Annotated in this window: 23 protein-coding genes; 15 read left to right on the forward strand and 8 right to left on the reverse strand. The window is 71.9% G+C overall.

Annotated features, from left to right (window positions below; translation table 11 throughout):
* Positions 1–3: 3 nt before the first annotated feature.
* Together V3N99_20675 and V3N99_20680 are read right to left on the reverse strand one after the other, a co-directional pair.
* Positions 4–435, reverse strand: coding sequence for a DUF2304 domain-containing protein (locus V3N99_20675; protein MEO3939144.1), 432 nt, complete (start codon positions 433–435; stop codon positions 4–6).
* Positions 432–1,223: a glycosyltransferase family 2 protein gene (locus V3N99_20680; protein ID MEO3939145.1), complete on the reverse strand. Its 792-nt coding sequence runs from the start codon at positions 1,221–1,223 to the stop codon at positions 432–434. The genes V3N99_20675 and V3N99_20680 overlap by 4 nt, the downstream gene beginning before the upstream one ends.
* Before the next feature lie 111 nt (positions 1,224–1,334).
* Between V3N99_20680 and V3N99_20685 the strand changes: the two genes are divergently transcribed.
* Genes V3N99_20685 through V3N99_20695 form a run of 3 tightly spaced genes read left to right on the forward strand, consistent with a single transcriptional unit; the run spans position 1,335 to position 3,843 of the window.
* Positions 1,335–1,952 (forward strand): DUF5998 family protein, encoded by a 618-nt coding sequence (locus V3N99_20685; protein MEO3939146.1) that lies wholly within the window; start codon positions 1,335–1,337, stop codon positions 1,950–1,952.
* Positions 1,953–1,971: 19 nt separating this feature from the next.
* A complete protein-coding gene (locus tag V3N99_20690) occupies positions 1,972–3,117 on the forward strand; it encodes an alkaline phosphatase family protein (GenBank protein ID MEO3939147.1) in 1,146 nt (381 codons plus the stop codon).
* Between the two features lie 9 nt (positions 3,118–3,126).
* Positions 3,127–3,843: a thymidine kinase gene (locus tag V3N99_20695; protein MEO3939148.1), complete on the forward strand. Its 717-nt coding sequence runs from the start codon at positions 3,127–3,129 to the stop codon at positions 3,841–3,843.
* A 70-nt stretch (positions 3,844–3,913) separates the two neighbouring features.
* On the opposite strand, the gene V3N99_20700 is transcribed toward V3N99_20695, so the two are convergent.
* A complete protein-coding gene (locus V3N99_20700) occupies positions 3,914–4,426 on the reverse strand; it encodes a 2'-5' RNA ligase family protein (GenBank protein ID MEO3939149.1) in 513 nt (170 codons plus the stop codon).
* 52 nt (positions 4,427–4,478) lie between these two features.
* Positions 4,479–5,786: a septation protein SepH gene (gene sepH / locus V3N99_20705; GenBank protein MEO3939150.1), complete on the reverse strand. Its 1,308-nt coding sequence runs from the start codon at positions 5,784–5,786 to the stop codon at positions 4,479–4,481.
* A gap of 138 nt (positions 5,787–5,924) precedes the next feature.
* Between sepH and V3N99_20710 the strand changes: the two genes are divergently transcribed.
* Both V3N99_20710 and V3N99_20715 read left to right on the forward strand, forming a co-directional pair.
* Complete coding sequence (locus V3N99_20710) at positions 5,925–7,049, forward strand: ferrochelatase (GenBank protein ID MEO3939151.1); 1,125 nt, start codon at positions 5,925–5,927, stop codon at positions 7,047–7,049.
* A complete protein-coding gene (locus V3N99_20715) occupies positions 7,049–7,960 on the forward strand; it encodes an inositol monophosphatase family protein (protein MEO3939152.1) in 912 nt (303 codons plus the stop codon). The genes V3N99_20710 and V3N99_20715 overlap by 1 nt, the downstream gene beginning before the upstream one ends.
* Before the next feature lie 18 nt (positions 7,961–7,978).
* On the opposite strand, the gene V3N99_20720 is transcribed toward V3N99_20715, so the two are convergent.
* Complete coding sequence (locus V3N99_20720; protein MEO3939153.1) at positions 7,979–8,173, reverse strand: hypothetical protein; 195 nt, start codon at positions 8,171–8,173, stop codon at positions 7,979–7,981.
* Positions 8,174–8,516: 343 nt separating this feature from the next.
* On the opposite strand from V3N99_20720, the gene V3N99_20725 reads away from it, so the two are divergent.
* The 5 genes from V3N99_20725 (at position 8,517) to V3N99_20745 (ending at position 11,528) form a co-directional block, all read left to right on the forward strand.
* Positions 8,517–8,816, forward strand: coding sequence for a DUF4193 domain-containing protein (locus V3N99_20725; protein ID MEO3939154.1), 300 nt, complete (start codon positions 8,517–8,519; stop codon positions 8,814–8,816).
* Positions 8,817–8,895: 79 nt separating this feature from the next.
* The gene (gene dut, locus V3N99_20730; protein MEO3939155.1) at positions 8,896–9,345 is read left to right on the forward strand and encodes a dUTP diphosphatase; all 450 of its coding nucleotides are present in this window, start codon (positions 8,896–8,898) and stop codon (positions 9,343–9,345) included.
* A 68-nt stretch (positions 9,346–9,413) separates the two neighbouring features.
* Positions 9,414–10,286, forward strand: a complete 873-nt coding sequence (locus V3N99_20735) for a DUF3710 domain-containing protein (protein MEO3939156.1) — start codon at positions 9,414–9,416, stop codon at positions 10,284–10,286.
* 23 nt (positions 10,287–10,309) lie between these two features.
* On the forward strand, positions 10,310–10,732 hold the full coding sequence (locus V3N99_20740) for an OB-fold nucleic acid binding domain-containing protein (GenBank protein MEO3939157.1): 423 nt from the start codon (positions 10,310–10,312) through the stop codon (positions 10,730–10,732).
* Between the two features lie 31 nt (positions 10,733–10,763).
* Entirely contained in the window at positions 10,764–11,528 is a 765-nt protein-coding gene (locus tag V3N99_20745; GenBank protein ID MEO3939158.1) for a DUF3159 domain-containing protein, read from the forward strand.
* 35 nt (positions 11,529–11,563) lie between these two features.
* Here V3N99_20745 and V3N99_20750 read toward each other — a convergent pair whose 3' ends face one another.
* Positions 11,564–12,247 (reverse strand): TrkA family potassium uptake protein, encoded by a 684-nt coding sequence (locus tag V3N99_20750; protein MEO3939159.1) that lies wholly within the window; start codon positions 12,245–12,247, stop codon positions 11,564–11,566.
* A gap of 54 nt (positions 12,248–12,301) precedes the next feature.
* Positions 12,302–12,964 (reverse strand): TrkA family potassium uptake protein, encoded by a 663-nt coding sequence (locus V3N99_20755; GenBank protein ID MEO3939160.1) that lies wholly within the window; start codon positions 12,962–12,964, stop codon positions 12,302–12,304.
* Positions 12,965–13,095: 131 nt separating this feature from the next.
* On the opposite strand from V3N99_20755, the gene V3N99_20760 reads away from it, so the two are divergent.
* From V3N99_20760 to V3N99_20775, 4 genes are all read left to right on the forward strand, one after another.
* A complete protein-coding gene (locus V3N99_20760; protein ID MEO3939161.1) occupies positions 13,096–15,051 on the forward strand; it encodes an APC family permease in 1,956 nt (651 codons plus the stop codon).
* Positions 15,048–16,358 (forward strand): class I SAM-dependent RNA methyltransferase, encoded by a 1,311-nt coding sequence (locus tag V3N99_20765; GenBank protein MEO3939162.1) that lies wholly within the window; start codon positions 15,048–15,050, stop codon positions 16,356–16,358. Before V3N99_20760 ends, V3N99_20765 begins: the two co-directional genes overlap by 4 nt.
* Before the next feature lie 66 nt (positions 16,359–16,424).
* Positions 16,425–19,208 (forward strand): aconitate hydratase AcnA, encoded by a 2,784-nt coding sequence (gene acnA / locus V3N99_20770; protein ID MEO3939163.1) that lies wholly within the window; start codon positions 16,425–16,427, stop codon positions 19,206–19,208.
* Positions 19,209–19,359: 151 nt separating this feature from the next.
* Positions 19,360–19,728 carry a hypothetical protein gene (locus V3N99_20775; protein ID MEO3939164.1) on the forward strand — a complete coding sequence of 123 codons (369 nt, stop codon included), beginning with the start codon at positions 19,360–19,362 and terminating at the stop codon, positions 19,726–19,728.
* A gap of 55 nt (positions 19,729–19,783) precedes the next feature.
* Here V3N99_20775 and V3N99_20780 read toward each other — a convergent pair whose 3' ends face one another.
* Positions 19,784–21,958, reverse strand: a complete 2,175-nt coding sequence (locus V3N99_20780) for a glutamine synthetase III (GenBank protein MEO3939165.1) — start codon at positions 21,956–21,958, stop codon at positions 19,784–19,786.
* Between the two features lie 132 nt (positions 21,959–22,090).
* Between V3N99_20780 and dxs the strand changes: the two genes are divergently transcribed.
* Positions 22,091–23,974 carry a 1-deoxy-D-xylulose-5-phosphate synthase gene (gene dxs / locus V3N99_20785; protein ID MEO3939166.1) on the forward strand — a complete coding sequence of 628 codons (1,884 nt, stop codon included), beginning with the start codon at positions 22,091–22,093 and terminating at the stop codon, positions 23,972–23,974.
* Positions 23,975–23,976: the final 2 nt, after the last annotated feature.

The raw sequence follows: 23,976 nt of genomic DNA on the forward strand, positions 1-23,976 counted from the left end.
CGGCTACGGGGTGCCCGTCGCACCCGGCCCCTGCGCCCCGGGTGCGGGCCCGGGTGCGGTCGCGTGGGGGCCCTCCCCGGCCGCGAAGCGCTGGTCGACGTCGAGCCGCAGCAGCGCGACCTCCTCGGCGACGGTACGGGTCGTCTCCTCGAGCCGCGAGAGCTCGAGGCTGAGCTGGATGCAGACGACCAGCAGGGCGAGGGACGCCAGGATGAAGACGAGGTTGATGGGGGTCGTGACACCGGTCAGCCGGGTCAGCCCCTGGGTCACCTGCGGGACGAAGCCCAGGAAGACCAGCCCGAGGACCAGCACCACCCAGATGACGGAGTACTTCTCGCGCAGCCGCTGGCTGCGCAGCAACCAGGCCAGCGTGACCAGCAGCACGACGCACACACCGATGGCGAAGGGATAGCCACTGACGTCACGCAGGCTCACCGCGTCACCTCCTTCTGCTCGTGGGTCTCGAGGGGGGCTCGGTGCTCGACGGAGGGGGGGTGCGCGTCCTGCGGGGTGGACCGCGGCCGGGTGAGCGAGAAGGCGAGCGCCGTGAGCGCGCGGCCGAGGAAGACCATCGAGCGCAGGGGCCCGGTCGAGGGCTCGCCTCCGGCTCGGGCCCGCATCGAGACCTCGACCTCGCGCACGACCAGGCCGGCCCGGGTGGCGACGACGAGCGCCTCGACGGTGTCGCCGAGGTAGTCCGGGGGGAACGACGCGGCGAAGAGGTCGATCGCCCGCACGTTGCAGGCCCGGAACCCCGAGGTGGTGTCGGTGAGGCGGGTGTGCGCGACCCTGGACAGGACCACCGACAGGACCGTCATGGCCCAGCGGCGCGGGCCGTGCCCGGGGGCGGCCTCGTCGTCGCGGCGACGCGCGCCGATGGCGATGTCGGCGCCGGCCGCGAGCTCGGCGAGGAGCCTCGGCACCTGCGACGGGTCGTGCTGACCGTCGGCGTCGACCTGCACCACGACGGAGTAACCCCGACGGCGGGCGTGACGGAAGCCTGTGCGCAACGCGGCCCCCACACCGAGGTTGACCGGCAGGGTGGCCACGCTGACCCCCGGCACGCCCGCCGCCAGCGCGACGCGGGTCGTGGCGTCGGTCGAGCCGTCGTCGACCACGAGCACGTCGACCTCGGGCAGGGCGGCCCGGATCTCGCGCAGGACGTCGGGCAGGGTCGCCTGCTCGTTCCAGGCGGGGACGACGACGAGGACGGACGCGGGCACGAGGCCGAGGGTAGCCGCCCCGCGGGTCCAGCGGCCCGTCGGCGACGCACTGGCCGGTCCACGGGGCGTCGTGCGCCACCGGTCGGTACCGGCTCTGAGAGGATGTGTCGCATGACGCCGCATCCATCCCCCTCGGCTCAGTCCCGCGGGGCGGGCCTCCCTGCTCCGCTGGCCTCTGCCATCGACACTGCCGGCTACTACCCGACGCTCGTCGCCGACGTCGTGTCGGCGGCCCTCGGCACCGAGTCGGTCGTGGCCCACCTGGTCTACCAGGAGACGACCTTCGACCAGGAGACCGTTCGTCGCCACCTCACGGTGCTGGCCGTGACCGGCTCGACGCTCGTGATCACGCACGCCGACGACCACGACGAGCACGAGCCGGGCCGGGCGGTCGTGACCGCGACCAGCGAGACGGTGCCCCTGCACGCCGTCCGCGGCGTGATGCTCACCCACGTGGTCGCGTCGCCCGACTCCTACGTCACCGGGTCGCTCGGGCAGGAGCTCACCCTGACGATCGGCTGGGGCGCGGTCAGCCGGCTCGACCTCGTGCCCGCGACCTGCGGAGACCCCGACTGCGACTCCGACCACGGGTTCGAGGGCACGGTCGCCTCCGACGACATCTCGTTGCGGATCAGCGCCGCGGCCGAGGGTGACGACGCCCTCGCCGACGCCCTGAACTTCGCCCGGGTGCTCTCCTCGTCCATCGGCGGCCCGATCGCCGCCGCATGACCGCCTCGCCGGTCGGCCGGTGAGCAGCACCGTCCCCGACCCGCCGGCCTACGGCGGGGCCAGCCTGGGCGCCGTCCTCCCGGCGGTCGCCGACAGCCTCGGCGTCCGCCCGTATGCCGGGTGCGACCCCTTCGCACTCGCGCCCGCCCGCCGGGCGGTCGTCGTCCTGGTCGACGGGCTGGGCCTCGAGCTGCTGTTGCGCCGGGGTGGGCACGCACCGTTCCTGCGCTCCCACCTGCCCCGCGCGGCCCGGCTCGACTGCGGCTTTCCCTCGACGACGGCCACGTCGATGGGCAGCTTCGGCACCGGGCTGCCTCCGGGCGCCCACGGCCTGGTGGGCTACGAGGTGATGATGCCGGGGCAGGACCGCCTGCTCAACGAGCTCTCCTGGGAGGACGGCCCCGACCCCTTCGCCTGGCAGCCCGCTCGCACCGTCTTCGAGCAGGTGCAGTCGCACGGGGTCGAGGTCACGAGGGTGGGCCCGGGGTTCTTCGACGGCTCCGGGCTGACCAACGCCGCCCTGCGGGGCGGGCGCTTCACGGCGGCCCGCGGGCTGTCCGACCGGGTCGACGCCGCCGTCGCCGCGGTGCGCGCCAGCCCGCGGACACTCGTCTACCTCTACTGGGGTGAGCTCGACAAGGTCGGCCACGTGCACGGGTGCGAGTCGCGGCAGTGGGGGGACGAGCTCGAGACCGTCGACGCGGGCCTGCGTGACCTCGCCCTGCGGGTGCCCGACGACACCGCGGTCTACGTCACCGCCGACCACGGCATGGTCGACGTCCCGCACGATCTGCGGATCGACCTGGCGCACGACGCCGAGCTGCACCGCGGCATCCGGCACGTGGGTGGGGAGCCGCGCAGCCCCCAGCTCCACTGCGAGGCCGGAGCGACCCCTGACGTGCTCGCGACCTGGCGCGAGCGGCTGGCTACCCACGCATGGGTGCTCAGCCGTGACGAGGCGGTCGAGGCGGGGTGGTTCGGTGCCGTCCGCGAGGAGGTGCTCCCACGCATCGGCGACGTCGTCGCCCTCATGCGCGACAACTTCGCCGTTGTCCACTCGGCCCGCATGCGGCCCGAGGTGCTGGCGCTGCTCGGTCTGCACGGCTCGGTCAGTGCCGACGAGCGGGCCGTGCCCCTGGTCCGCGTGCCCGCGCGCAGCGCATAGGGTCTCGTGGTGGCCGAGCTCGTCTTCTTCAGCGGCACCATGGACTGCGGCAAGTCGACCCTTGCCCTGCAGATGGACCACAACCACGCGGCCCGGGGCCGCTCGGGGCTGATCTTCACCAAGCTCGACAGAGCTGGCAACTCGGTGCTGTCGTCGCGGCTGGGGCTCGAGACGAGCGCCCGCGAGGTGCACGACGACCTCGACTTCTGGGAGGCCGTGGTCGCCCTGGCGAGCTCGGGCGCCCGCGTCGACTACCTGATCTGCGACGAGGCGCAGTTCTACGCCCCGGCGCAGGTCGACCAGCTCGCCCGGCTGGTCGACGAGATGTCGGTCGACGTCTACGCCTTCGGCATCACCTCAGACTTCCGCACCGAGCTCTTTCCCGGCTCCAAGCGGCTCATCGAGCTCGCCGACCGGGTGCAGGTGCTGCAGGTGGAGGCGCTCTGCTGGTGCGGTCAACGGGCCACCCACAACGCGCGGGTCGTCGACGGGGCGATGGTCGTCGAGGGCGAGCAGGTCGTCGTCGGCGACATCGGCGAGGGGGGCCCGGGCGCGAAGGCGACGGATCTCGCCCGAGCCGGGCGCTCCAGCCACCAGGTGGAGTACGAGGTGCTCTGCCGGCGCCACTACATGCGGCGGATGACCGCGCACGCGGCCCGGGCCGCCGCGATCAGCCCCGACGTGCTGCCCTTCGACCTCGACGTGTGTGCGGTGCCGCCCGTCTGAGCGCGCGCCGCACACGCCTTCACGTGAAGCCGTGTGCGGGCGGGGACCGGGCGCTGGCCCGCACACGCCTTCACGTGAAGCCCTGTGCGCGGGGCGAGGACTCGGCACCGACCGCGGGGCCCGGGGTGAGGAGCGGACTCACCGCGAGGACGGCGCGCATCCCGAGGGGCTGTCCGGGCTCCATGTCGACGAGGGTGACCTGGGTGAGCCTCACGATGTCCCCGGGGTGCAGCCGGTGGTCCCGGCGATGGGTGATGTGCGCCCTGAACCCCTCACCCCAGAACCCCGGCGACTCGGGCTCGATGTCTCCGAGCCCCTCGACCAGGACGGCGTGGGCCGCTCGCAGCGCCGGGTCCATGACGACCTCTGAGACGGGCACGGTCTGCCGCGGACCGAAGAGGGCGTCTGCGCCCACCACGGCGGTGACCGCCGGGAGGGAGCCGCAGGAGGCCGCCAGCGCCGTCGCGACCTGCGTCACCGACGCCCGGCTGAAGAAGGTGGGCACCACCGTGACGTGGAGGGGCCAGTCGCGGGTGGCGAAACGGTCGCCGACCTCGAGGGGGGTGAGGGGCGCGACGACCACGAGCCGGCGTCGTGGGGCAGTCGACCCATCACTGACCTCGTGAGGCACGACGTCAGTCGCGGCGCGAACCGAACATGATGTCGTCCCAGGACGGCACCTGCGGTCGACCCCGACGCGCCGCCGGTCGGGCTGTCTCGGCCGCTGCCGGGGCCGCCGGGCCGGGCTGCCCCGCGGCCTTCGGGCGTGGCTTCTCCTTCGGCTCCTCGGGGCGGGCAGCGGGCTCGTCCTGCTCGCCGCCAACCTCGTCGCCGACCTCGCTGTCGTCGACGACCTCGTCGCCGACCTCGCTGTCGTCGCCGGCCTCGTCGCCGACGGCCGGCCACTCCTCCTCGACAGCGGCGAGCGCGGCCGGGGACTCCTCGGGTGAGGGCTCCTCGCCCGCAGCGTCGGAGCCGCCGGTCGACCGGTCGTCGGCGGGCTCCGCGACCGCCTCGGTAGTCGGCTGCTCCGGCGCAGCGTCGGTCTGCGACACCTGCGGCGGCGTCTCCTCGCCCGCGCGAGGATGGGCGGCGGGGGGCAGCCCGTGCACCTCGGGGTCGTAGGACAGCCCGGTGATCGGTAGCGCGTCGGTCGGGGGCTCCGGCGTCGGGACGTCCGTCGGCGCCCGTCCGCGCTTGGTCCGTCGACCGCGGGCCTGGCTGCGCTCACGCATCGCGGTCACGAGGTCGACGGGCACGTCGGGGGCCCGACGCGTCACGGCAGCCACCCCGCCCTCGGCCTCGACGTCGTAGACCGCGGTCTGCACCCGGGTGGCCGGAGCGGGGATCGGCCCGGCGACCGCCGGAGCCTCCTCCTCGGTCAGCCACCGGGCCTCGTCGTCGAGCGGCGTGACGGTCTGGGTCGACAGCTCGAACGACCAGAGGGCCCGGCGCTCGCGGCCCCCGGCGACGAAGCGCATCACGACGGTCCAGTGTGCGGCCTCCGCGTCCCGCCAGGAGTCCCAGGTGCTCGTCGTCGGGTCGACGTCGCGCGCTCGCATGCGCTCGCCGACCCGGGCGATCAGGGTCGGCGCATCCGGGCCGCTGCTGCGGGTGCGCATCCGCACGAGCCGGGCGAGGTCGGCAACATGGGCGCGCTCGGCGAGGATCGGCCCTTCATACCGGCGCACCTTCTCCACCGTCCACCCGGCGCGTGCCGCGACGTCGTCGGCGGTCCCCCCCGCCCGCACGAGGGCCTGCACGTCACGCGGGCGCAGCCCCCCGTCGAGCTCGATCTGCAGCTGGCCCAGCCGCGACCGGTCCTGACGGACGGCGGCACGCAGGGTGTCGTCGAGGGGCAGCCGCAGGCGGGTGCCGTCGGCACCCTCGAGCAGCAGGTGGGTGCCGTCGTCGTGGACCCCCACCAGCCGAAGGTCCTGCATCCGCACTCCTCCTGCTCGCTGGTCATGCCTCGTCGTGGCCCGCTCATCCTGCCTGTTCCTGCTCCAGACTGTGCCATCCCGAGCGCACAGCCGGAAGCGGCCACGCCGGTTGGCGGCCGGACGGGTAGCGTTTTCCCCATGACCGACCCCATTCCGGCGGGCGCACCCGACGCCAGCGACCTCCTCGCGCCGTACGACGCCGTCCTGCTCCTCTCGTTCGGCGGGCCCGAGGCCCCCGACGAGGTCATGCCCTTCCTGCGGCGAGTCACCGCCGGTCGGGGCATCCCCGACGAGCGGCTCGAGGCCGTGGGACACCACTACCACCTCTTCGGCGGCAAGAGCCCCATCAACGACCAGAACCGCGCGCTCATCGCGGCGATGGAGGCCGAGCTCGCCGGCCGTGACATCCACCTGCCCGTGCTCTGGGGCAACCGCAACAGCGAGCCCTTCCTCGCCGACAGCCTCCGCGCCGCGGCGCAGCGGGGCCTGCACCGTCTGCTCGTCATCTCGACCAGCGCCTACTCGTGCTACTCGTCGTGCCGGCAGTACCGCGAGAACCTCGCCGACGCCGTGACGGCCGTGCGCGACGAGGGCCACGTCGTCGTCGTCGACAAGGTCGGCCCGTATGCCGGGCGGCCGGCGTTCGTCGACCCCAACGCCCGGCTCGTGCTCGAGGCGCTGCGCAGCCACGCCGACGTGCCCGACGCCCAGCTGGGCCTGCTCTTCGTGACGCACTCGATCCCCGACGCGATGGACGAGACCTCCGGGCCGGGTGACGGCGACGGCCGGCTCTACCAGGAGCAGCACCACCGGCTGGCCATGGAGGTCACCGCTCGCGCTGCCTCCGAGCTGGGTCGGGACCTGCCGGCCGAGGTCGTCTACTGCTCCCGCTCCGGACCCCCGAGCCAGCCGTGGCTCGAGCCCGACGTCAACGACCGCCTCGAGGAGCTGGCCAAGGAGGGCGTCACGACCGTGGTCGTGGCTCCCATCGGCTTCGTCTCCGACCACATGGAGGTGGCCTACGACCTCGACACCGAGGCTCGCGAGACGGCCGACCGGCTGGGTCTGACGATGACCAGGGTGCCGACGGTCGGTGTCGATCCCGGGTGGGTGGCAGGGCTGGTGGACCTGCTGCTCGAGCGCGCCGACGAGGCGCGAGGAGGCCCGGCCCCCAGCGGCCCCGGCGTGCGTCCCTCGGTGTGCGCGCCGGGCTGCTGCCCCAACCTGCGCACGGCCCGTCCGGCCCTGTGCGGGAGCGACTGATGAGCCCCTCCGGCGCTGACCCCGATCTCGGCGCCCGCACGGCCGACCTCGCGGAGCGGGCACTCCTCGCCCTCGACGGGCTCGAGTCCCTGGCCGTCGAGGTGGCGCTCGAGGCGGGTCGGCTCATCACGCACGAGCGGCCGGCCGGGCTGGGCCCGTCGGCGACGAAGTCCTCGCCGACCGACGTCGTCACCGTCATGGACACCCGCTCCGAGGAGCTGATCCGCGAGCGCCTGCTCGCGGCCCGTCCGCACGACGGCGTCCTCGGCGAGGAGGGTGACGATCACGTCGGCACCTCGGGCATCACGTGGGTCGTCGACCCCATCGACGGCACGGTCAACTACCTCTACGAGATCCCCGCGTACGCCGTGTCCATCGCCGCAGTGACCGGGGACCCGCGGGTCGCGGGGGAGTGGCAGGTGCTGGCGGCGGCGGTGGGCGACCCGTCCCGAGGCCTCGTCTACCACGCGACCAAGGGGGCGGGGGCCCGCTGCTCGGTGGTCCCCACCGGTACGGCCAGCGACGGGGGAGACGCCCACGGGCGCACCTCACGCGTGCTGCACGTGGGTGACGTGGACGATCTCGGGAGCGCCCTGGTGGGCACCGGCTTCGGCTACACCCGCGAGCGCCGCCTCACCCAGGCCGAGCTGCTGCTGAAGGTGCTGCCCGAGATCCGCGACATCCGCCGGATCGGCAGCGCCGCGCTCGACCTGTGCGCGGTGGCCGCGGGTCAGCTCGACGGGTTCTTCGAGATCGGGCTCAACCCGTGGGACCTCGCCGGCGGGTGGCTGGTCGTCACCGAGGCCGGCGGGGTGGTCACCGGGCCGGGCGGCGGCGCCCCCGACGCCCACCTGACCGTGGCGGGCAACCCGGCGGTCCACGCCGCCCTCTCGGCGGTCGTGGACCGCTGAGAGGACGGTGGGGGCTGCTCAGGCCGCAGACCTGACGCGAAAGTCGTCGAGCTCGGGCAGCCGCACCCCGTGGTCGTCAGCGAGCCGGAGGATCGACTCCAGCTCACCGGTGAGGACGTCGGCGGTGTAGTCCTCGCCGCAGTCCCGGGCCCGGTCGAGACCGGCCAGGGCCTCGCGGGCCCGCTCGTGGAGTCGGGTGTGGAACTCAGTCATCGTGCACCTCCGTCACAGGGGGGCGCTCCGGGTGGAGCGCGTGGGGTCGTCTCGCAACAGCCCGACTGTAGGGGGCACGTGCGTCGAACGGGGGCTTGCGACCTCACCGTGTGCCGGAGGCAGGGACGTCGTGCGACTCGGGCGCCTCGCGAGGGGGGGCCCCGATGCGGGCACAAACGAGCCTGGCGCGGCGTTAGACCCCACGAGCCACGTGAGCGACTCGTTCACGCTACCCTCCACCACAGCACGGCAGGTTGCTTTTTGTCCCAAACTGCACCAGTTTGCTCTATCCTGCCACAGCGCCCGCACCCACCCCATCGCACGACCCCAGGAGGGACACCCCATGGCGACCGACTACGACGCCCCCCGCAAGACCGACGACGACCTGTCCGAGGACTCCATCGAAGAGCTCAAGGCCCGCCGCGTCGACAAGTCCTCGTCGGCAGTGGACGTCGAGGAGAACGACACCGCCGAGGGCTTCGAGCTCCCCGGCGCCGACCTGTCCGGCGAGGAGCTCTCGGTCCGCGTCCTTCCCCGTCAGGCCGACGAGTTCACCTGCGCCCAGTGCTTCCTCGTGCACCACCGCAGCCAGCTGGCCAGCGAGTCCCGCGGCCAGATGGTCTGTCGCGACTGCGCCTCCTGACGTGACGCCTCAGCAAGGGTCGGTTCCGCAGGGGACCGGCCTTCTTGCTGTCCCGACGGCCATCACAGACGGTGCGCCGGTGCGGGTGCTGCTGAAGCGGCTGGACGCCGACCTGCCGGCCCCTGCCTACGCCCACCCGGGTGACGCGGGAGCAGACCTGCGGGCCCGCGTCGACGTCGTCCTCGGTCCGGGCGAGAGGGCGCTGGTCCCCACCGGGGTGGCCATCGCCCTCCCCGCCGGGTACGCCGCCTTCACCCACCCGCGCAGCGGTCTCGCGACCCGGCACGGCATCACCATCGTCAACGCACCCGGCACGATCGACGCCGGCTACCGCGGCGAGATCATGGTCAACCTCGTCAATCTCGACCAGCACGAGGTGTTCACGGTGCGTCGTGGTGACCGGATCGCGCAGCTGGTCGTGCAGATGGTCGCCCGCGTCGACTTCGTCGAGCAGGATTCGCTCCCCGACAGTCGCAGGGGGGACACTGGTCACGGCGCCAGCGGCGGCTTCGGACCACCGGGGGACTGATCCCGGCGGGACGTCAGACCCCGCACCCGCACCACACACCACTCGAGGACACAAGAGGCGAAGGACCCGTGGGAATCTTCCGACGACGTGACAAGACCGAGAACGGCAGCGAGGCCCCGGGCCTGCAGGAGTCGGAGACCTCCGGGTCGGAGCCGGCGTCCGAGCTCGAGGTGAGCCCGTCCGAGGAGGTCGACGTGCTGCCCGAGGCCGACGGGCTCGACGGGCTCGACGAGCTCGACGAGCTCGACGAGGAGCCGCTCAACCGGGCCCGCGGACCCTTCGACCTGACCGAGGTCGAGGCGGCCGAGGCCGGTGGCGCCGACCCCGTCGCCCGTCTCGACCTCGGCGCCCTGCGCCTCGTCCCGATCGAGGGGATGCAGCTGCGCCTCGAGGTCGACGAAGCGCAGGGGACCGTGCTCTCCGTGCACGCCGTGCTGGGCGAGTCAGGGGTGCAGCTCCAGGCCTTCGCCGCGCCTCGCACACTGCCTGTGTGGCCCGAGATCCGCACCGAGATCGCCGACAACATCACGGCCGGCGGCGGCACCGCCGACGTCGTGCGCGGTGAGCTCGGCCGCGAGCTGGTCTGCCGGATGCCGCAGCAGGGCGTCGACGGGCGCACCGTCTTCGCCCAGGTGCGGTTCGCCGGCATCGACGGGCCGCGGTGGTTCCTGCGCGCGGTGTTCAGCGGCCCCGCTGCCATCGACGAGGCGGCAGCGGCACCGCTCGTCGAGCTCGTGCGCAACACGGTGGTCGTGCGCGGTGACGAGGCCATGCCTCCCCGTGAGGTCCTGCCACTGACCCTGCCGCAGGACATCCAGCCCGAGCCCGGGGACGACCCGGTGCCGGACCAGCCATCCCTCGACGACGAGGTCGTCGAGGACCCCCACCTCGACGACCTCAAGCCGTTCGAGCGCGGCCCCGAGATCACCGAAGTGCGCTGACGTCGAGCTGAGGAGACGAAGACATGGCTCACGACCCCACGGTCCAGGGGCGCTCGACCACCACGGGCGGACCCCCGAGCAGGGGCATCCTGTCGAGGTGGGCCGATCGGCTCGCCCGGCCCATCGAGGACCTCGAGGCCGACGACCTGAAAGCCGACGCCGAGCGGGTGGGCGCCACGCCGATCTGCGACCTTCCCAACCGCGAGAAGGCCCGGGTGTGCGGGATCGTTCGCTCGGTCACCCTGCGGCCCCGGACCGACATCCCGGCCCTGGTGTGCGAGCTCTACGACGGCAGCCGGGCCCTGCACCTGGTCTGGCTCGGGCGGCGCGAGATCGCGGGCATCACCCCGGGCGTGACCCTGAGGGCGACGGGTCGGGTGTCCTACTACCGGGGCGTCGCCACCATCTTCAACCCCCTCTACGAGATCGTCCCCAAGAGTGGCTGAGCAGCACCCGACGCCCGGTCGGCTGGAGGCGGTGACCTCCCACACGACGGTCGAGGAGCTCCTGCGCGAGCGCATCGGTCTGGCCGTCGGCGGCTGGCGCGGGGGCCTCGAGTCGGCGCTGCCGACCCTGGTGTTCGTGGTGGCGTGGACCGCCACCCACGACACCCGCCTGACGCTGGTGGCCTCCGGACTGACCCTGGCCGCGCTCGCGGTGGTGCGTCTCGTGCGTCGCGACACCGTGCGGTTCATCGGCTACTCGGCCGTGGTGCTGGCGATCGCGGCGTTCTTCGCGATCCGGTCGGGTCGGGCCCAGGACGCGTTCCTCCCGGGGATGATCGGCACCGGAGCGACCCTCGTGGTGCTCACGGTCGCCAACCTCACCCGGTGGCCGCTCTTCGGCTTCCTGATCGCCGCCGGTGACCCTGAGCTCGTGGCGGCGTCCGACCGGCTCAAGTCGTCGTCGCGCAAGGACGCTCTCGACGACGAGCAGTCGCGGGCCACGGCGGCCCGCGACGAGGAAGCGCTCACCGAGGCGTTCCTGGGGTGGCGCAGGCACCCGGGCATCGTGACCGTCGCCTCGCGCCTCGGCTGGGTGATCGTGGCGCTCGACGTCGTCCGGCTCGCCGTGATGGTCCCGCTCTACCTCGGGGGTCAGGTCGCGGCACTCGGCGTCGCCAAGGTCGTCCTCGGCACACCGGCATACCTCGTCGCCGTGCTCGTCATGGGCCTGGTGGTCCTGCGCGGTCAGACCCCCCTCGAGCGGGCTCCCGAACCAGGCGGGTCCTCAGCTCCCTGAGCCCCACGAGACCCTGCGAGCTCCCGTGTGGGGCGCTACTCCTCGCCGCGGGGCAGCCGGTTGCCGGGGGAGAGGAGCTGCTCAAGCTCGTCCTCGGCGTCGGGGGTGGTGATGAACAGCAGCTCGTCATGGGCCTCGACGCAGTCGTCCCGGCTCGGCGCGATGGGTCGGTCATCTCGGATGATGCCGACCAGCACGGTGTCGGCCGGCCACGCGACCTCGCTGATGGGGCGCCCGATGTAGGGGCTCTCGGCCGGGATCGTGAGCTCGACCATCGAGGCCTTCGACTGCTGGAACTGGAAGATCCGCACGAGGTCGCCGACGCTCACCGCCTCCTCGACGAGGGCGGTCATCAGCCGCGGCGTCGAGACGGCCACGTCGACCCCCCACGACTCGTCGAACATCCACTCGTTCTTGGGGTTGTTGACCCGGGCGACCGTGCGTGGCACCCCGAACTCCGTCTTCGACAGGAGCGACACGACGAGGTTGGCCTTGTCGTCACCGGTGGCGGCCACCACGACGTCGCACTCCTGCACACGGGCCTCCTCGAGGACCGTGATCTCGCAGGCGTCCGCCAGCAGCCACGCGGCGTCGGGCACCCGCGAGGCCTCCACGTCGTCGGCATCCTTGTCGATCAGCAGCACCTGGTGCCCGTTGTGCAGCAGCTCGCGGGCGATCGACCGTCCCACGCTCCCCGCTCCGGCGATGACGACGCGCATGGCTGCTCTCCGGGGCTTCTCGGGTGGGATGGGTAAGGGGGTAGAGGCGGTGGGTCAGTGCGGCGGCGGCGGTTGGTCGTAGGCCTTCTCGACGCGTTGCAGGTCGGTCGTCGCCGCCGCCACGTGCACGAGGTCACCGTCCTGGAAGACCGTCTCGGCACCGGGGACCAGCCCCTCGCCGAGCCGGGTGACGTAGGCGATGCGGGTCCCGGTGAGGGACTCCACCTCGCTGATCCGTCGCCCGACCCAGCTGCGGGCCAGGGGGACCTCGGCGATGACGACCCGACCGCTCGGGTCGGTGAGCACCGGCACGGCGCCCTGAGGGAGCAGACGCTGGAGCATCTGGTCGGAGGTCCAGCGGACCGTGGCCACCGTGGGTATGCCGAGCCGCTGGTAGACCTCGGCGCGGCCGGGGTCGTAGATGCGGGCGACGACGTGCTCGACCCCGAAGGTCTCGCGGGCCACGCGGGCCGCGAGGATGTTGGAGTTGTCACCGCTCGAGACGGCGGCGAAGGCGTAGGCCTCGTCGATCCGTGCCGCGCGCAGGGTGTCGCGGTCGAAGCCGAGACCCGTGACCGTCATCCCCTCGAAGCTGCTGCCCAGTCGTCGGAAGGACGAGGGCTCGGAGTCGATGACTGCGACGTCGTGCCCGCGCTTGCTCAGGCTCTTGGCCAGCGTGGAGCCCACGCGACCGCAACCCATGATGACGAAGTGCACGCTGCGAAACGCTACACGGTCCGGGGCGTCTCGCCGACGCAGGTCTCACCACGCGCGGTGGTGGCGCGGCATACAGTGTGCGCGTGGCCTCCTCCGGACGCGTTCTCAAGCGCCTGCTCCTCGGTCGCGCCATGCGCAGCGACCGCCTTGGCGAGACCCTCCTGCCCAAGCGGCTCGCCCTGCCCATCTTCGCCAGTGACGCCCTCTCGTCCGTGGCCTACGCGCCCGACGAGATCATGCTCATGCTCGGGCTGGCCGGTGGCGCCTTCGTCACCACCCACTCGTGGCAGATCACCCTCGCCGTCGTCGCGGTCATGGCCATCGTCGTCGCCTCCTACCGGCAGAACGTGCGTGCCTACCCCTCGGGTGGAGGTGACTACGAGGTCGCCACCGTCAACCTCGGCGACAAGGCCGGGGTGACCGTGGCGAGCGCCCTCCTCGTCGACTATGTGCTCACCGTGGCCGTCTCGATCTCGTCCGGCGTGCAGAACGCCGCGACCGCACTGCCCGCCCTGCGCGGTCACGAGGTGCCGGTCGCCGTCGGGCTGGTGGTCGTCCTGACCGCGATGAACCTGCGCGGGGTGCGCGAGTCGGGCAACGCCTTCGCCCTGCCGGTCTACGCCTTCATGCTCGGCATCATCGGCATGGCCCTCTACGGCTTCGCGCAGGCCGCGACGGGCCACCTCGGTCAGGCCGAGAGCGCGCGGCTCGAGCTCGTGCCCGAGTCGGGTCACGAGCAGGTCGCCGGGGTCGCGATGGCCTTCCTGCTGCTGCGGGCCTTCTCCTCCGGCTGCGCCGCCCTCACCGGGGTCGAGGCGATCTCGAACGGGGTCCCGGCCTTCAAGAAGCCCAAGAGCCAGAACGCCGCGACCACCCTGCTGCTGATGGGTGCCATCTCCATCACGATGCTCACCTCGATCATCGTGCTGGGCCGCCTGACCGGCATCAAGATCGCCGACCAGCCGGCTGAGCAGCTGACGCTCAACGGCGTCCCCGTGGGCGACTCCTACATCCAGGACCCGGTCCTGGGCCAGCTGTCGAAGGCCGTGTTCGGCGGCTTCACCCCGGGCGTCGTCTTCATCTCCATCGTCACCGGGCTGATCCTGATCCTGGCCGCCAACACGGCCTTCAACGGCTTCCCCGTGCTCGGCTCGATCCTGGCCAAGGACGGCTACCTGCCGCGCCAGCTGCACACTCGCGGTGACCGCCTGGCCTTCTCCAACGGCATCCTGATCCTCGCGGCCGGGGCGGTGGCGCTGATCGTGGCCTACCAGGCGACGGTGACCTCGCTCATCCAGCTCTACATCGTCGGCGTGTTCGTCTCCTTCACCCTCAGCCAGAGCGGCATGATCCGGCACTGGAACCGTCACCTGCGCACCGAGCGCGACCCCAAGGTGCGGTCCCGGATGATGCGCTCGCGCGTCATCAACGCGCTCGGTGCCTTCATGTCGGGCACGGTGCTCGTCGTCGTGCTCATCACCAAGTTCATGGAGGGGGCGCGCTACGCCATCGCCGCCATGGCCGTGCTCTTCGTGCTCATGCTCGGCATCCGGCGCCACTACGACCGGGTGCGCGACGAGCTCGAGATCGACCCCGACGAGCCGCAGATGCTCCCGAGCCGCGTGCACGCGATCGTGCTGCTCTCCAAGCTGCACAAGCCGGGCATGCGCGCGCTCGCCTACGCGAGGGCGACCCGGCCGACCTTCATCGAGGCCGTGACGGTCGACGTCGACTCCGACGACACGCAGGCGCTGCGGGTGCAGTGGGCCAAGCTCGAGATCCCCGTTCCGCTCAAGGTGCTCGACTCGCCCTATCGGGAGATCTCGCGCCCGATCGTCGACTACGTCAAGTCGCTCCGCAGCGGCAGCCCGCGCGATGTCGTGGTGGTCTACATCCCGGAGTACGTCCTCGGCCGGTGGTACGAGCAGATCCTGCACAACCAGAGCGCCCTGCGGCTCAAGGCCCGGCTGCTGTTCACCCCCGGGGTGATGGTGGCCAGCGTGCCGTGGCAGCTGCGCTCCTCCGAGGGTCAGGAGGAGTTCTTCGACGGCCCGGTCGTGGGCTCCGTGCGGCGGGGCCCCTCGTGACCCCTCCGCCCCCGGGGCCGAGACGGCCGGCGCAGGGCCGGGGAGGCCAGCGCCGCGGCGCCCCGCGCCCCAGTGCGCCGCCCGACCCCCTCGTCGGCACCACGGTCGAGGTCGAGGTCGGTCCCATCGCCCACGGCGGCCACGCCGTCGCGCGGCACCAGGGGCGGGTCGTCTTCGTGCGGCACGCGCTGCCGGGCGAGCGGGTGCGCGTGCTCGTGACCGAGGGCCGGGCCAAGGACTCCTTCCTGCGCGGTGACGCGGTCGAGGTGCTCGACGCGTCACCCGAGCGGGTCACCCCGCCCTGCCCGTATGCCGGCCCTGGCCGCTGTGGGGGCTGCGACTTCCAGCACGTGACCCTGGCCCACCAGCGGGCACTGAAGGCCACGGTCGTGCGCGAGCAGCTGCACCGTCTCGCCGGCCTCGACGTCGAGGTCGTCGTCGAGGCGCTGCCGGGCGACGCCGAGCAGGAGCAGGGTCTGCGCTGGCGCTCCCGGGTGGAGTTCGCCGTCGGCGCCGACGGGCGTCCCGGTCTGCGCGGGCACCGCTCCCACGACGTGATCCCGGTCGACGACTGCCTCATCGCCGACCGCCGCGTCATCGACTCCGGGGTGCTGGGCACGACCTGGACCGGGTGCACCGGTGTCGACGTGGTCGCCGCCGACGAGCCGGTCGACGCCGTCGTCGTGCCCCTGCCCGAGCACTCCGTCCCGACCGTGGTCCAGCACGTGGCGACGCCCACCTGGTCGGGCTCCTTCGGGGTCTCGGCCCGCGGCTTCTGGCAGGTGCACCCGGGGGCAGCGCCCACCTTCACCGCGCACCTGCTGGCCGAGCTCGACCCCCAGCCCGGCGAGCGCGCCCTCGACCTGTATGCCGGGGTCGGCCTCTTCGCCACCGCGCTGGCCGACGCCGTGGGCACCGAGGGCGCCGTCCTCGCCGTCGAGGGCGACGACCGGGCCGTCGAGTACGCGCTCGACAACGTGCAGGACCTGCCCCAGGTCGAGGTCCGGGCGGGCGAGGTGGCCGAGGCCCTCGCCGCGCTGGTCGAGCAGGGGCTGACCGCTGACCTCGTGGTGCTCGACCCGCCGCGCACCGGGGCCGGCCGCGAGGTCGTGGAGGCGGTGGCGGCGCTCCGCCCCCGCGCCGTCGCCTACGTCGCGTGCGACCCGGCTGCCCTGGCGCGCGACACGGCATACCTCGCCGGGCTGGGCTACCGCCTGCGCTCCCTGCGGGCCTTCGACGCCTTTCCCATGACCCACCACGTCGAGTGCATCGCGGTCTTCCGCCCCGACACGCCGGGTGGGGAGTGACGCGCGCGGTCAGATGTGGTTGAATTATCTTGACGTCAAGATAGTTCTCGATGAAGGGAGCCCCTCGTGGGCGTTCAGGACGGTTCGGTCGACAGCTTCGGTGCCAAGGGCGAGCTCACGGTCGGTGACCAGAGCTACGAGATCTATCGCCTGGGCGGGCTCGAGGGGGCGAGCAACCTCCCCTACAGCCTCAAGATCCTCCTGGAGAACCTCCTGCGCACCGAGGACGGCGCCAACATCACGGCCGACCACATCCGTGCCCTCGCCGGCTGGGACGAGACCGCCGACCCCGACATCGAGATCCAGTTCACCCCGGCGCGCGTGCTCATGCAGGACTTCACCGGCGTGCCCTGTGTCGTCGACCTCGCGACCATGCGCGAGGCCGTCGTCGAGCTCGGTGGCGACGCGACGAAGATCAACCCGCTCTCGCCCGCCGAGATGGTCATCGACCACTCGGTGATCATCGACGTCTTCGGCCGCGCTGACGCCTTCGAGCGCAACGTCGAGATCGAGTACGGACGCAACCGGGAGCGCTACCAGTTCCTGCGCTGGGGCCAGACCGCGTTCGACGACTTCAAGGTCGTCCCTCCGGGCACCGGCATCGTGCACCAGGTCAACATCGAGCACCTCGCCCGCACCGTCATGGTGCGGGGCGGCGTGGCCTACCCCGACTCGTGCGTCGGCACCGACTCGCACACGACGATGGTCAACGGCCTCGGCGTGCTCGGCTGGGGCGTCGGCGGCATCGAGGCCGAGGCGGCCATGCTCGGCCAGCCCGTCTCGATGCTCATCCCGCGCGTCGTCGGCTTCAAGCTCTCGGGCTCGATCCCGGCCGGGGCCACCGCCACCGACGTGGTGCTCACGATCACCGAGATGCTGCGAAAGCACGGCGTGGTCGGCAAGTTCGTCGAGTTCTACGGCGAGGGGGTCGCGGCCGTGCCGCTGGCCAACCGCGCCACGATCGGCAACATGAGCCCGGAATTCGGCTCGACCTGCGCGATCTTCCCGATCGACGACGTCACCCTCGACTACCTGCGCCTGACGGGGCGCTCCGACGACTCGGTCGCCCTCGTGGAGGCCTACGCTAAGGAGCAGGGCCTGTGGCACGACGCCTCGGTGGAGCCCCGCTTCTCCGAGCGGCTCGAGCTCGACCTGTCGACCGTCGTGCCGTCCATCGCCGGGCCGAAGCGCCCGCAGGACCGCATCTCCCTCACCGACGCCAAGGCGGCCTTCCGCAAGGTGCTGCCGACCTACGTCGCGCACGACGAGGGTGACCCCGGGGACGCCCCCAGCTTTCCGGCGAGCGACTCGGGTGCCCTGGAGGGCAACGGCGGACCCCAGCCGGCCAACGAGGGCGACGGCTCGGGCCGTCCGTCGAAGAAGGTGCTCGTCACCACGGCCGAGGGCGCCAGCTTCGAGATCGACCACGGCATCGTCTCGATCGCCTCGATCACCAGCTGCACCAACACCTCGAACCCGTCGGTGATGATGGCGGCCGCGATGCTGGCCAAGAACGCGGTCGAGAAGGGCCTCACCGTCGCCCCCTGGGTCAAGACCTCGATGGCGCCCGGCTCCAAGGTCGTCACCGACTACTACGAGAAGGCCGGGATGTGGCCCAACCTCGAGAAGCTCGGCTTCTTCCTGGTCGGCTACGGCTGCACGACCTGCATCGGCAACTCCGGCCCGCTCTCCGACGAGATCTCGGCCGCGATCAACGAGAACGACCTCGCGGTGGTCTCGGTGCTCTCGGGCAACCGCAACTTCGAGGGCCGGATCAACCCCGACGTGAAGATGAACTACCTCGCGTCGCCGCCCCTCGTCATCGCCTACGCCCTCGCCGGCACGATGGACTTCGACTTCGACGCCCAGCCGCTCGGGCAGGACGGCGACGGCAACGACGTCTTCCTGACGGACATCTGGCCCGCCCCCACCGACGTCGAGGCCACGATCGCCGACTCGATCAACCAGGGCATGTTCATCAAGGACTACGCCGACGTCTTTACCGGCGACGAGCGCTGGCAGTCTCTGCCCACCCCGGAGGGTGACACCTTCGCCTGGGACGGCGAGTCGACCTACGTGCGCAAGCCCCCGTACTTCGACGGTATGACCATGGAGACCACGCCCGTCGGCGACATCGAGGGTGCACGGGTCCTGGCCAAGCTGGGCGACTCGGTCACGACCGACCACATCAGCCCCGCCGGGTCGATCAAGGCCGACAGCCCCGCAGGCACGTACCTCGGGGAGCACGGCGTCGACCGTAAGGACTTCAACTCCTACGGCTCGCGCCGTGGCAACCACGAGGTCATGATCCGCGGCACCTTCGCCAACATCCGGCTGCGCAACCTCCTGCTCGACGGAGTCGAGGGTGGCTTCACCCGCAACTGGCTCGCCGGCGGCGAGCAGAGCACCATCTTCGACGCCTCCGCGGCCTACCAGGAGGCGGGCGTCCCGCTCGTCATCCTGTCGGGCAAGGAGTACGGCTCCGGCAGCTCGCGCGACTGGGCCGCCAAGGGCACCCGGCTGCTCGGGGTCAAGGCTGTCATCGCCGAGAGCTACGAGCGCATCCACCGCTCCAACCTCATCGGCATGGGCGTCCTGCCGCTGCAGTACCCCGCGGGCGAGAACGCCGACTCACTCGGCCTCGACGGCACCGAGACCTTCGCGGTCAGCGGGATCACCGCCCTCAACGAGGGCACGACCCCGCGCACGGTGCACGTGAGCGCCACGAAGGACGGGGCGCCGAGCGTCGAGTTCGACGCGGTGGTGCGGATCGACACCCCGGGTGAGGCCGACTACTACCGCAACGACGGCATCCTGCAGTACGTCCTGCGGTCGCTGGTCACCGCCTGAGTCGACCGCGAGGTGCGTCCACGGGCCGGATGCCCTGCGCTCGCCGGGTCGCGGGCCTCGAGCTCGGGGGGCCGCGCGCGGCCACCGGGCGCACCCGTGTCCGGCCCTGACCGCCCGACCGGACAACGAGGTGTGGGGGCAGACTGAGGGGATGTCCTCCGCCGTGCCCCCCGGGTGGCCCCCCGGTGTGCCGCCCGCCCACAGCCCCGGGTGGGAGGACCGGGCCGTGGCCTGGCTGCTCGACCAGTGCCCGCCCGACTACCGGTCCTATGCCGGGTGGCGGCGGCACCCGGTGGCCCTCGCCTGGCTCGCCGACCGTCACCTCGACGGGCAGGTGGCCGCGATGCGGCAGGCCTACCGCGAGGTGCGGGTCGAGCTCGGTGGGCTCGTGCCGGCCGAGGGGCTCGCCGACGTGATGCACCACCTCGAGGCCGAGGGGCTGCGCCTGGTGGCGGCCAAGCGTGCGGCCGGCCTCGTGCTCGAGGCGCTGCGCGGCAAGGTCTTCGTCCCGCGGCTGTGAGCCGGCACGTCGACGGGCCCGGCCGTGGTGGCCGAGCCCGTCGTGGCGACAGGGGTCAGAGGATGTAGAGCATCTCCTGATAGGTCGGCAGCGACCACAGGTCGTCGGCGACGAGGCCCTCGAGGGTGTCGGCGGCGGCACGGACGATCGCCATCGGCGGCAGCATGGCGTCGCGGCAGAAGGTCGCCGTCGCCAGCGCGTCGTCGGAGTGCGGGTGGGCGATCGCCTGGGCCAGGCTGGCCAGACCGGCGCGCAGCCGGGCCAGCGGGACCCCGATCGCGGCGAGGTCGGAGGTGTCGGCCTCGACGCCGGCGGCCTTGAGGCTCGCGACGTTGGTGGCCAGCTCGGTCTGGTAGCGGACCGCCGAGGGCGCGATGATCGTCGTGCCCATCTCGAGCATGAGGTTGGCCTCGACGGTGACACTGAGGATGTACTGCTCCAGGCCGATCTCGTAGCGGCTGTGCATCTCGCGCTCGCTGAAGACGCCGTAGTGCGAGAAGAGCTCGATGGCCTCCGGGCTGATCAGCTCGGGCAGCGCGTCGATGGTGGTGCGCAGGTTCTTCAGGCCCCGCTGCTCGGCCTCGATCGGCCACTCGTCGGAGTAGCCGTTGCCGTTGAAGACGACCGACCCGTGCTCGGAGATGATGTCGGCGAGCAGCGTCTGGACCGCCTCGTTGAAGTCGGTGCCGTCGGCGACCGACGTCTCGAGGACGGTCGCGATGTGGTCGAGGGCCTCGGCCATGATCGTGTTGAGCACGACCATGGGCCCGGCGACGGTCTGCATGGAGCCCGGCGCGCGGAACTCGAACCGGTTGCCCGTGAAGGCGAAGGGCGAGGTGCGGTTGCGGTCGCCCGGGTCCTTGGTCAGGTCGGGGAGGGTGTCGACGCCGATGGTCAGCGTGCCCTTCTCCTTCGAGCGGGTGGCGCCACCCTTGGCGACCTGGTCGAAGACGTCGGCCAGCTGCTCGCCGAGGAAGATCGAGATGATCGCCGGCGGGGCCTCGTTGGCGCCGAGGCGGTGGTCGTTGCTCGCCGAGGCGACGGAGGCGCGCAGCAGGCCGCCGTACTTGTGCACGGAGCGGATGATCGCGGCGCAGAAGACGAGGAACTGGGCGTTGTCGTGCGGGTTGTCACCGGGCAGGAGCAGGTTGCCCTGGCCCTCGTTGCCGAGCGAGAAGTTGACGTGCTTGCCCGAGCCGTTGACGCCCTCGAAGGGCTTCTCGTGGAAGAGGCACTCCATCCCGTGCTTGCGGGCGATCGACTTGAAGGTCGTCATCAGCAGCTGCTGGTGGTCGGACGCGACGTTGGCCCGCTCGAACATCGGGGCGATCTCGAACTGGCCGGGCGCGACCTCGTTGTGGCGGGTCTTGGCCGGGATGCCGAGCTTGAAGAGCTCGCGCTCGGTGTCCATCATGAAGCCGAGCACGCGCTCGGGGATGGCGCCGAAGTAGTGGTCGTCGAACTCCTGGCCCTTGGGCGGCTTGGCCCCGAAGAGGGTGCGGCCGGCGTTGAGCAGGTCGGGACGCGCCGTGAAGAAGTTGCTGTCGATCAGGAAGTACTCCTGCTCGGGACCGCAGAAGGACACGACGCGGTCGGGGGTGTGGCCGAAGAGCGTGAGCACCCGCTCCGCCTCGGCGGCCATCGCCTGCTGGGAGCGCAGGAGCGGGGTCTTGTGGTCGAGCGCCTCGCCGGTCATCGAGATGAAGATGGTCGGGATGCACAGCGTGTTGCCGTTGGGGTTCTCGAGCACGTAGGCCGGGCTCATCACGTCCCACCCGGTGTAGCCGCGCGCCTCGAACGTGTTGCGCAGGCCACCGTTGGGGAACGAGGAGGCGTCGGGCTCGCCCTGCACCAGCGTCTTGCCGGAGAAGGACGCGAAGGCGGTGCCGTCCCCCACCGGGTCGAGGAAGCTGTCGTGCTTCTCGGCGGTCAGGCCGGTCAGCGGGTAGAAGACGTGGGCGTAGTGGGTGGCGCCCTTCTCCAGCGCCCAGTCCTTCATGGCGGACGCGACGGCGTCGGCCACGGCCGGGTCGAGGGGGGCGGACTGCTCGATGGTCGCCAGGACCGACTTGTAGACCGACTTCGGCAGCCGCTTGGCCATGACGGTGACGCTGAAGACGTTCTCGCCGAAGATCTCGCCGGGCTCCTCGCCCGGGTCGAAGCTGACGGTCGGCGGCACGTAGGCCTGGACGTTGGTGATGGCCTGCAGGCGGGTGGTGTTGGCGCTCATGAGTTCACAAGGTAGGAGGCAGGCGTTTCGGGGATGTGTCGGTCGTGCTACGAAGGATCGCTGGGCTCCTGTGCGTGATGACGGGGAGTGCACCCTAGACTTGATCGAACCCCGAAAGGACCTTGACCCCACGTGGCACTGCTCGACTCTCTGGACGGACCCGACGACCTCAAGGCGCTGAGGCCGGACGAGCTGCCCCGCCTCGCGCGCGAGGTCCGCGAGTTCCTCATCCGGTCGGTGTCGAAGACCGGCGGGCACCTGGGTCCCAACCTCGGGGTGGTCGAGCTGACGATCGCCCTGCACCGGGTCTTCGACTCCCCGCGCGACACCATCGTCTTCGACACCGGGCACCAGTCCTACGTGCACAAGCTGCTGACCGGCCGGCGCGACGACTTCGACCGGCTGCGGCAGAAGGGCGGCATGGCGGGCTACCCCAGCCGGGCCGAGTCGCCGCACGACGTGGTCGAGAACTCCCACGCATCGACGTCGCTGTCCTGGGCCGACGGCATCGCCCGGGCGAGGCGCCTGGCCGGGGAGCTCGACCGCACGACCGTGGCCGTCATCGGTGACGGGGCGCTGACCGGGGGCATGGCGTGGGAGGCGATCAACAACATCGCGGCCGACAAGGACCTGCCGCTGGTGATCGTGGTCAACGACAACGAGCGCTCCTACGGCCTGACGACCGGTGGGCTCGCCGAGCACCTGGCCACCCTGCGCACCACCGCGGGCTACGAGAGCTTCCTCGACTGGGGCAAGAACGTCCTGTCGCGCACGCCCGTGGTCGGTGGCGTCATGTACGGCGCCGCCCACGGCGTGAAGAAGGGGATCAAGGACATCGTCGCCCCCCAGGGGATGTTCGAGGACCTCGGGCTGAAGTACCTCGGCCCCATCGACGGGCACGACGAGCAGGCGGTGGAGAGCGCGCTGCGCAAGGCCCGCTCCTACCGTCGGCCGGTGCTGGTGCACGTGCTGACCAAGAAGGGCAAGGGCTACCAGCCGGCCCGTGAGGACGAGGCCGACCGTTTCCACGCCGTCGACAAGATCAACCCCGAGACGGGGCTGCCGCTGCAGGTCAAGGGGCGCATCTGGACCGACACGTTCAGCGAGACCATGGTCGAGGTCGGGCGCCAGCGCGAGGACGTGGTCGCCATCACTGCGGCCATGCTCATCCCGGTGGGCCTGCGACCCTTCGCGCAGGAGTTCCCCTCGCGCGTCTTCGACGTCGGGATCGCCGAGCAGCACGCCCTGACGATGGCCGCCGGGCTGGCCTACGGCGGGTTCCACCCCGTCGTCTGCATCTACGCGACCTTCCTCAACCGCGCCTTCGACCAGCTGCTGATGGACGCCGGCCTGCACCGGGCCGGCGTCACGGTCGTGCTCGACCGGGCGGGGGTGACCGGCACGGACGGTGCCTCCCACAACGGCATGTGGGACATGACGCTGACCGGGATGATCCCGGGGCTGCACCTGACCGCTCCTCGCGACGAGGCCACCCTCGTGGCCGCGGTGCACGAGGCGGTCGACATCGACGACGCCCCCTCGGTCATCCGCTTCTCGAAGCAGAGCCTCCCGACGCCCCTGCCCGCGCTGCGCACCTGCGGCAGCGTCGACGTCCTGCTCGAGCCGCACGACGCAGCGGTGGACCTGCTCCTCGTCGGTCTCGGCGAGATGGCGAGCACGGCGATGGCCGTCGCCGCCAAGCTCACCGCTCAAGGACACTCCATCCGCGTCGTCGACCCCCGCTGGTGCCTGCCGGTCAGCGACGACCTCGTCGAGCTGACCCGCCACGCGGGTGCCGTCGCCGTCCTCGAGGACAACCTCGTGATCGGGGGAGTCGGGTCGCAGGTCGCGTATGCCGTGCAGCAGGCAGGTCTGCGCGTCCCCGTGCTGCAGTACGGCATCCCCAAGCGCTTCCTCGACCACGCCTCCCGCGGCGAGGTCCTCGAGGACATCGGCCTGACCCCCGACGCCATCGCCGACTCGCTCGCGGCCAGCCTGGACGCCGCCTCCGCCTGAGC

The organism is Dermatophilaceae bacterium Soc4.6, assembly GCA_039889245.1.
Classification (GTDB): domain Bacteria; phylum Actinomycetota; class Actinomycetes; order Actinomycetales; family Dermatophilaceae; genus Lapillicoccus.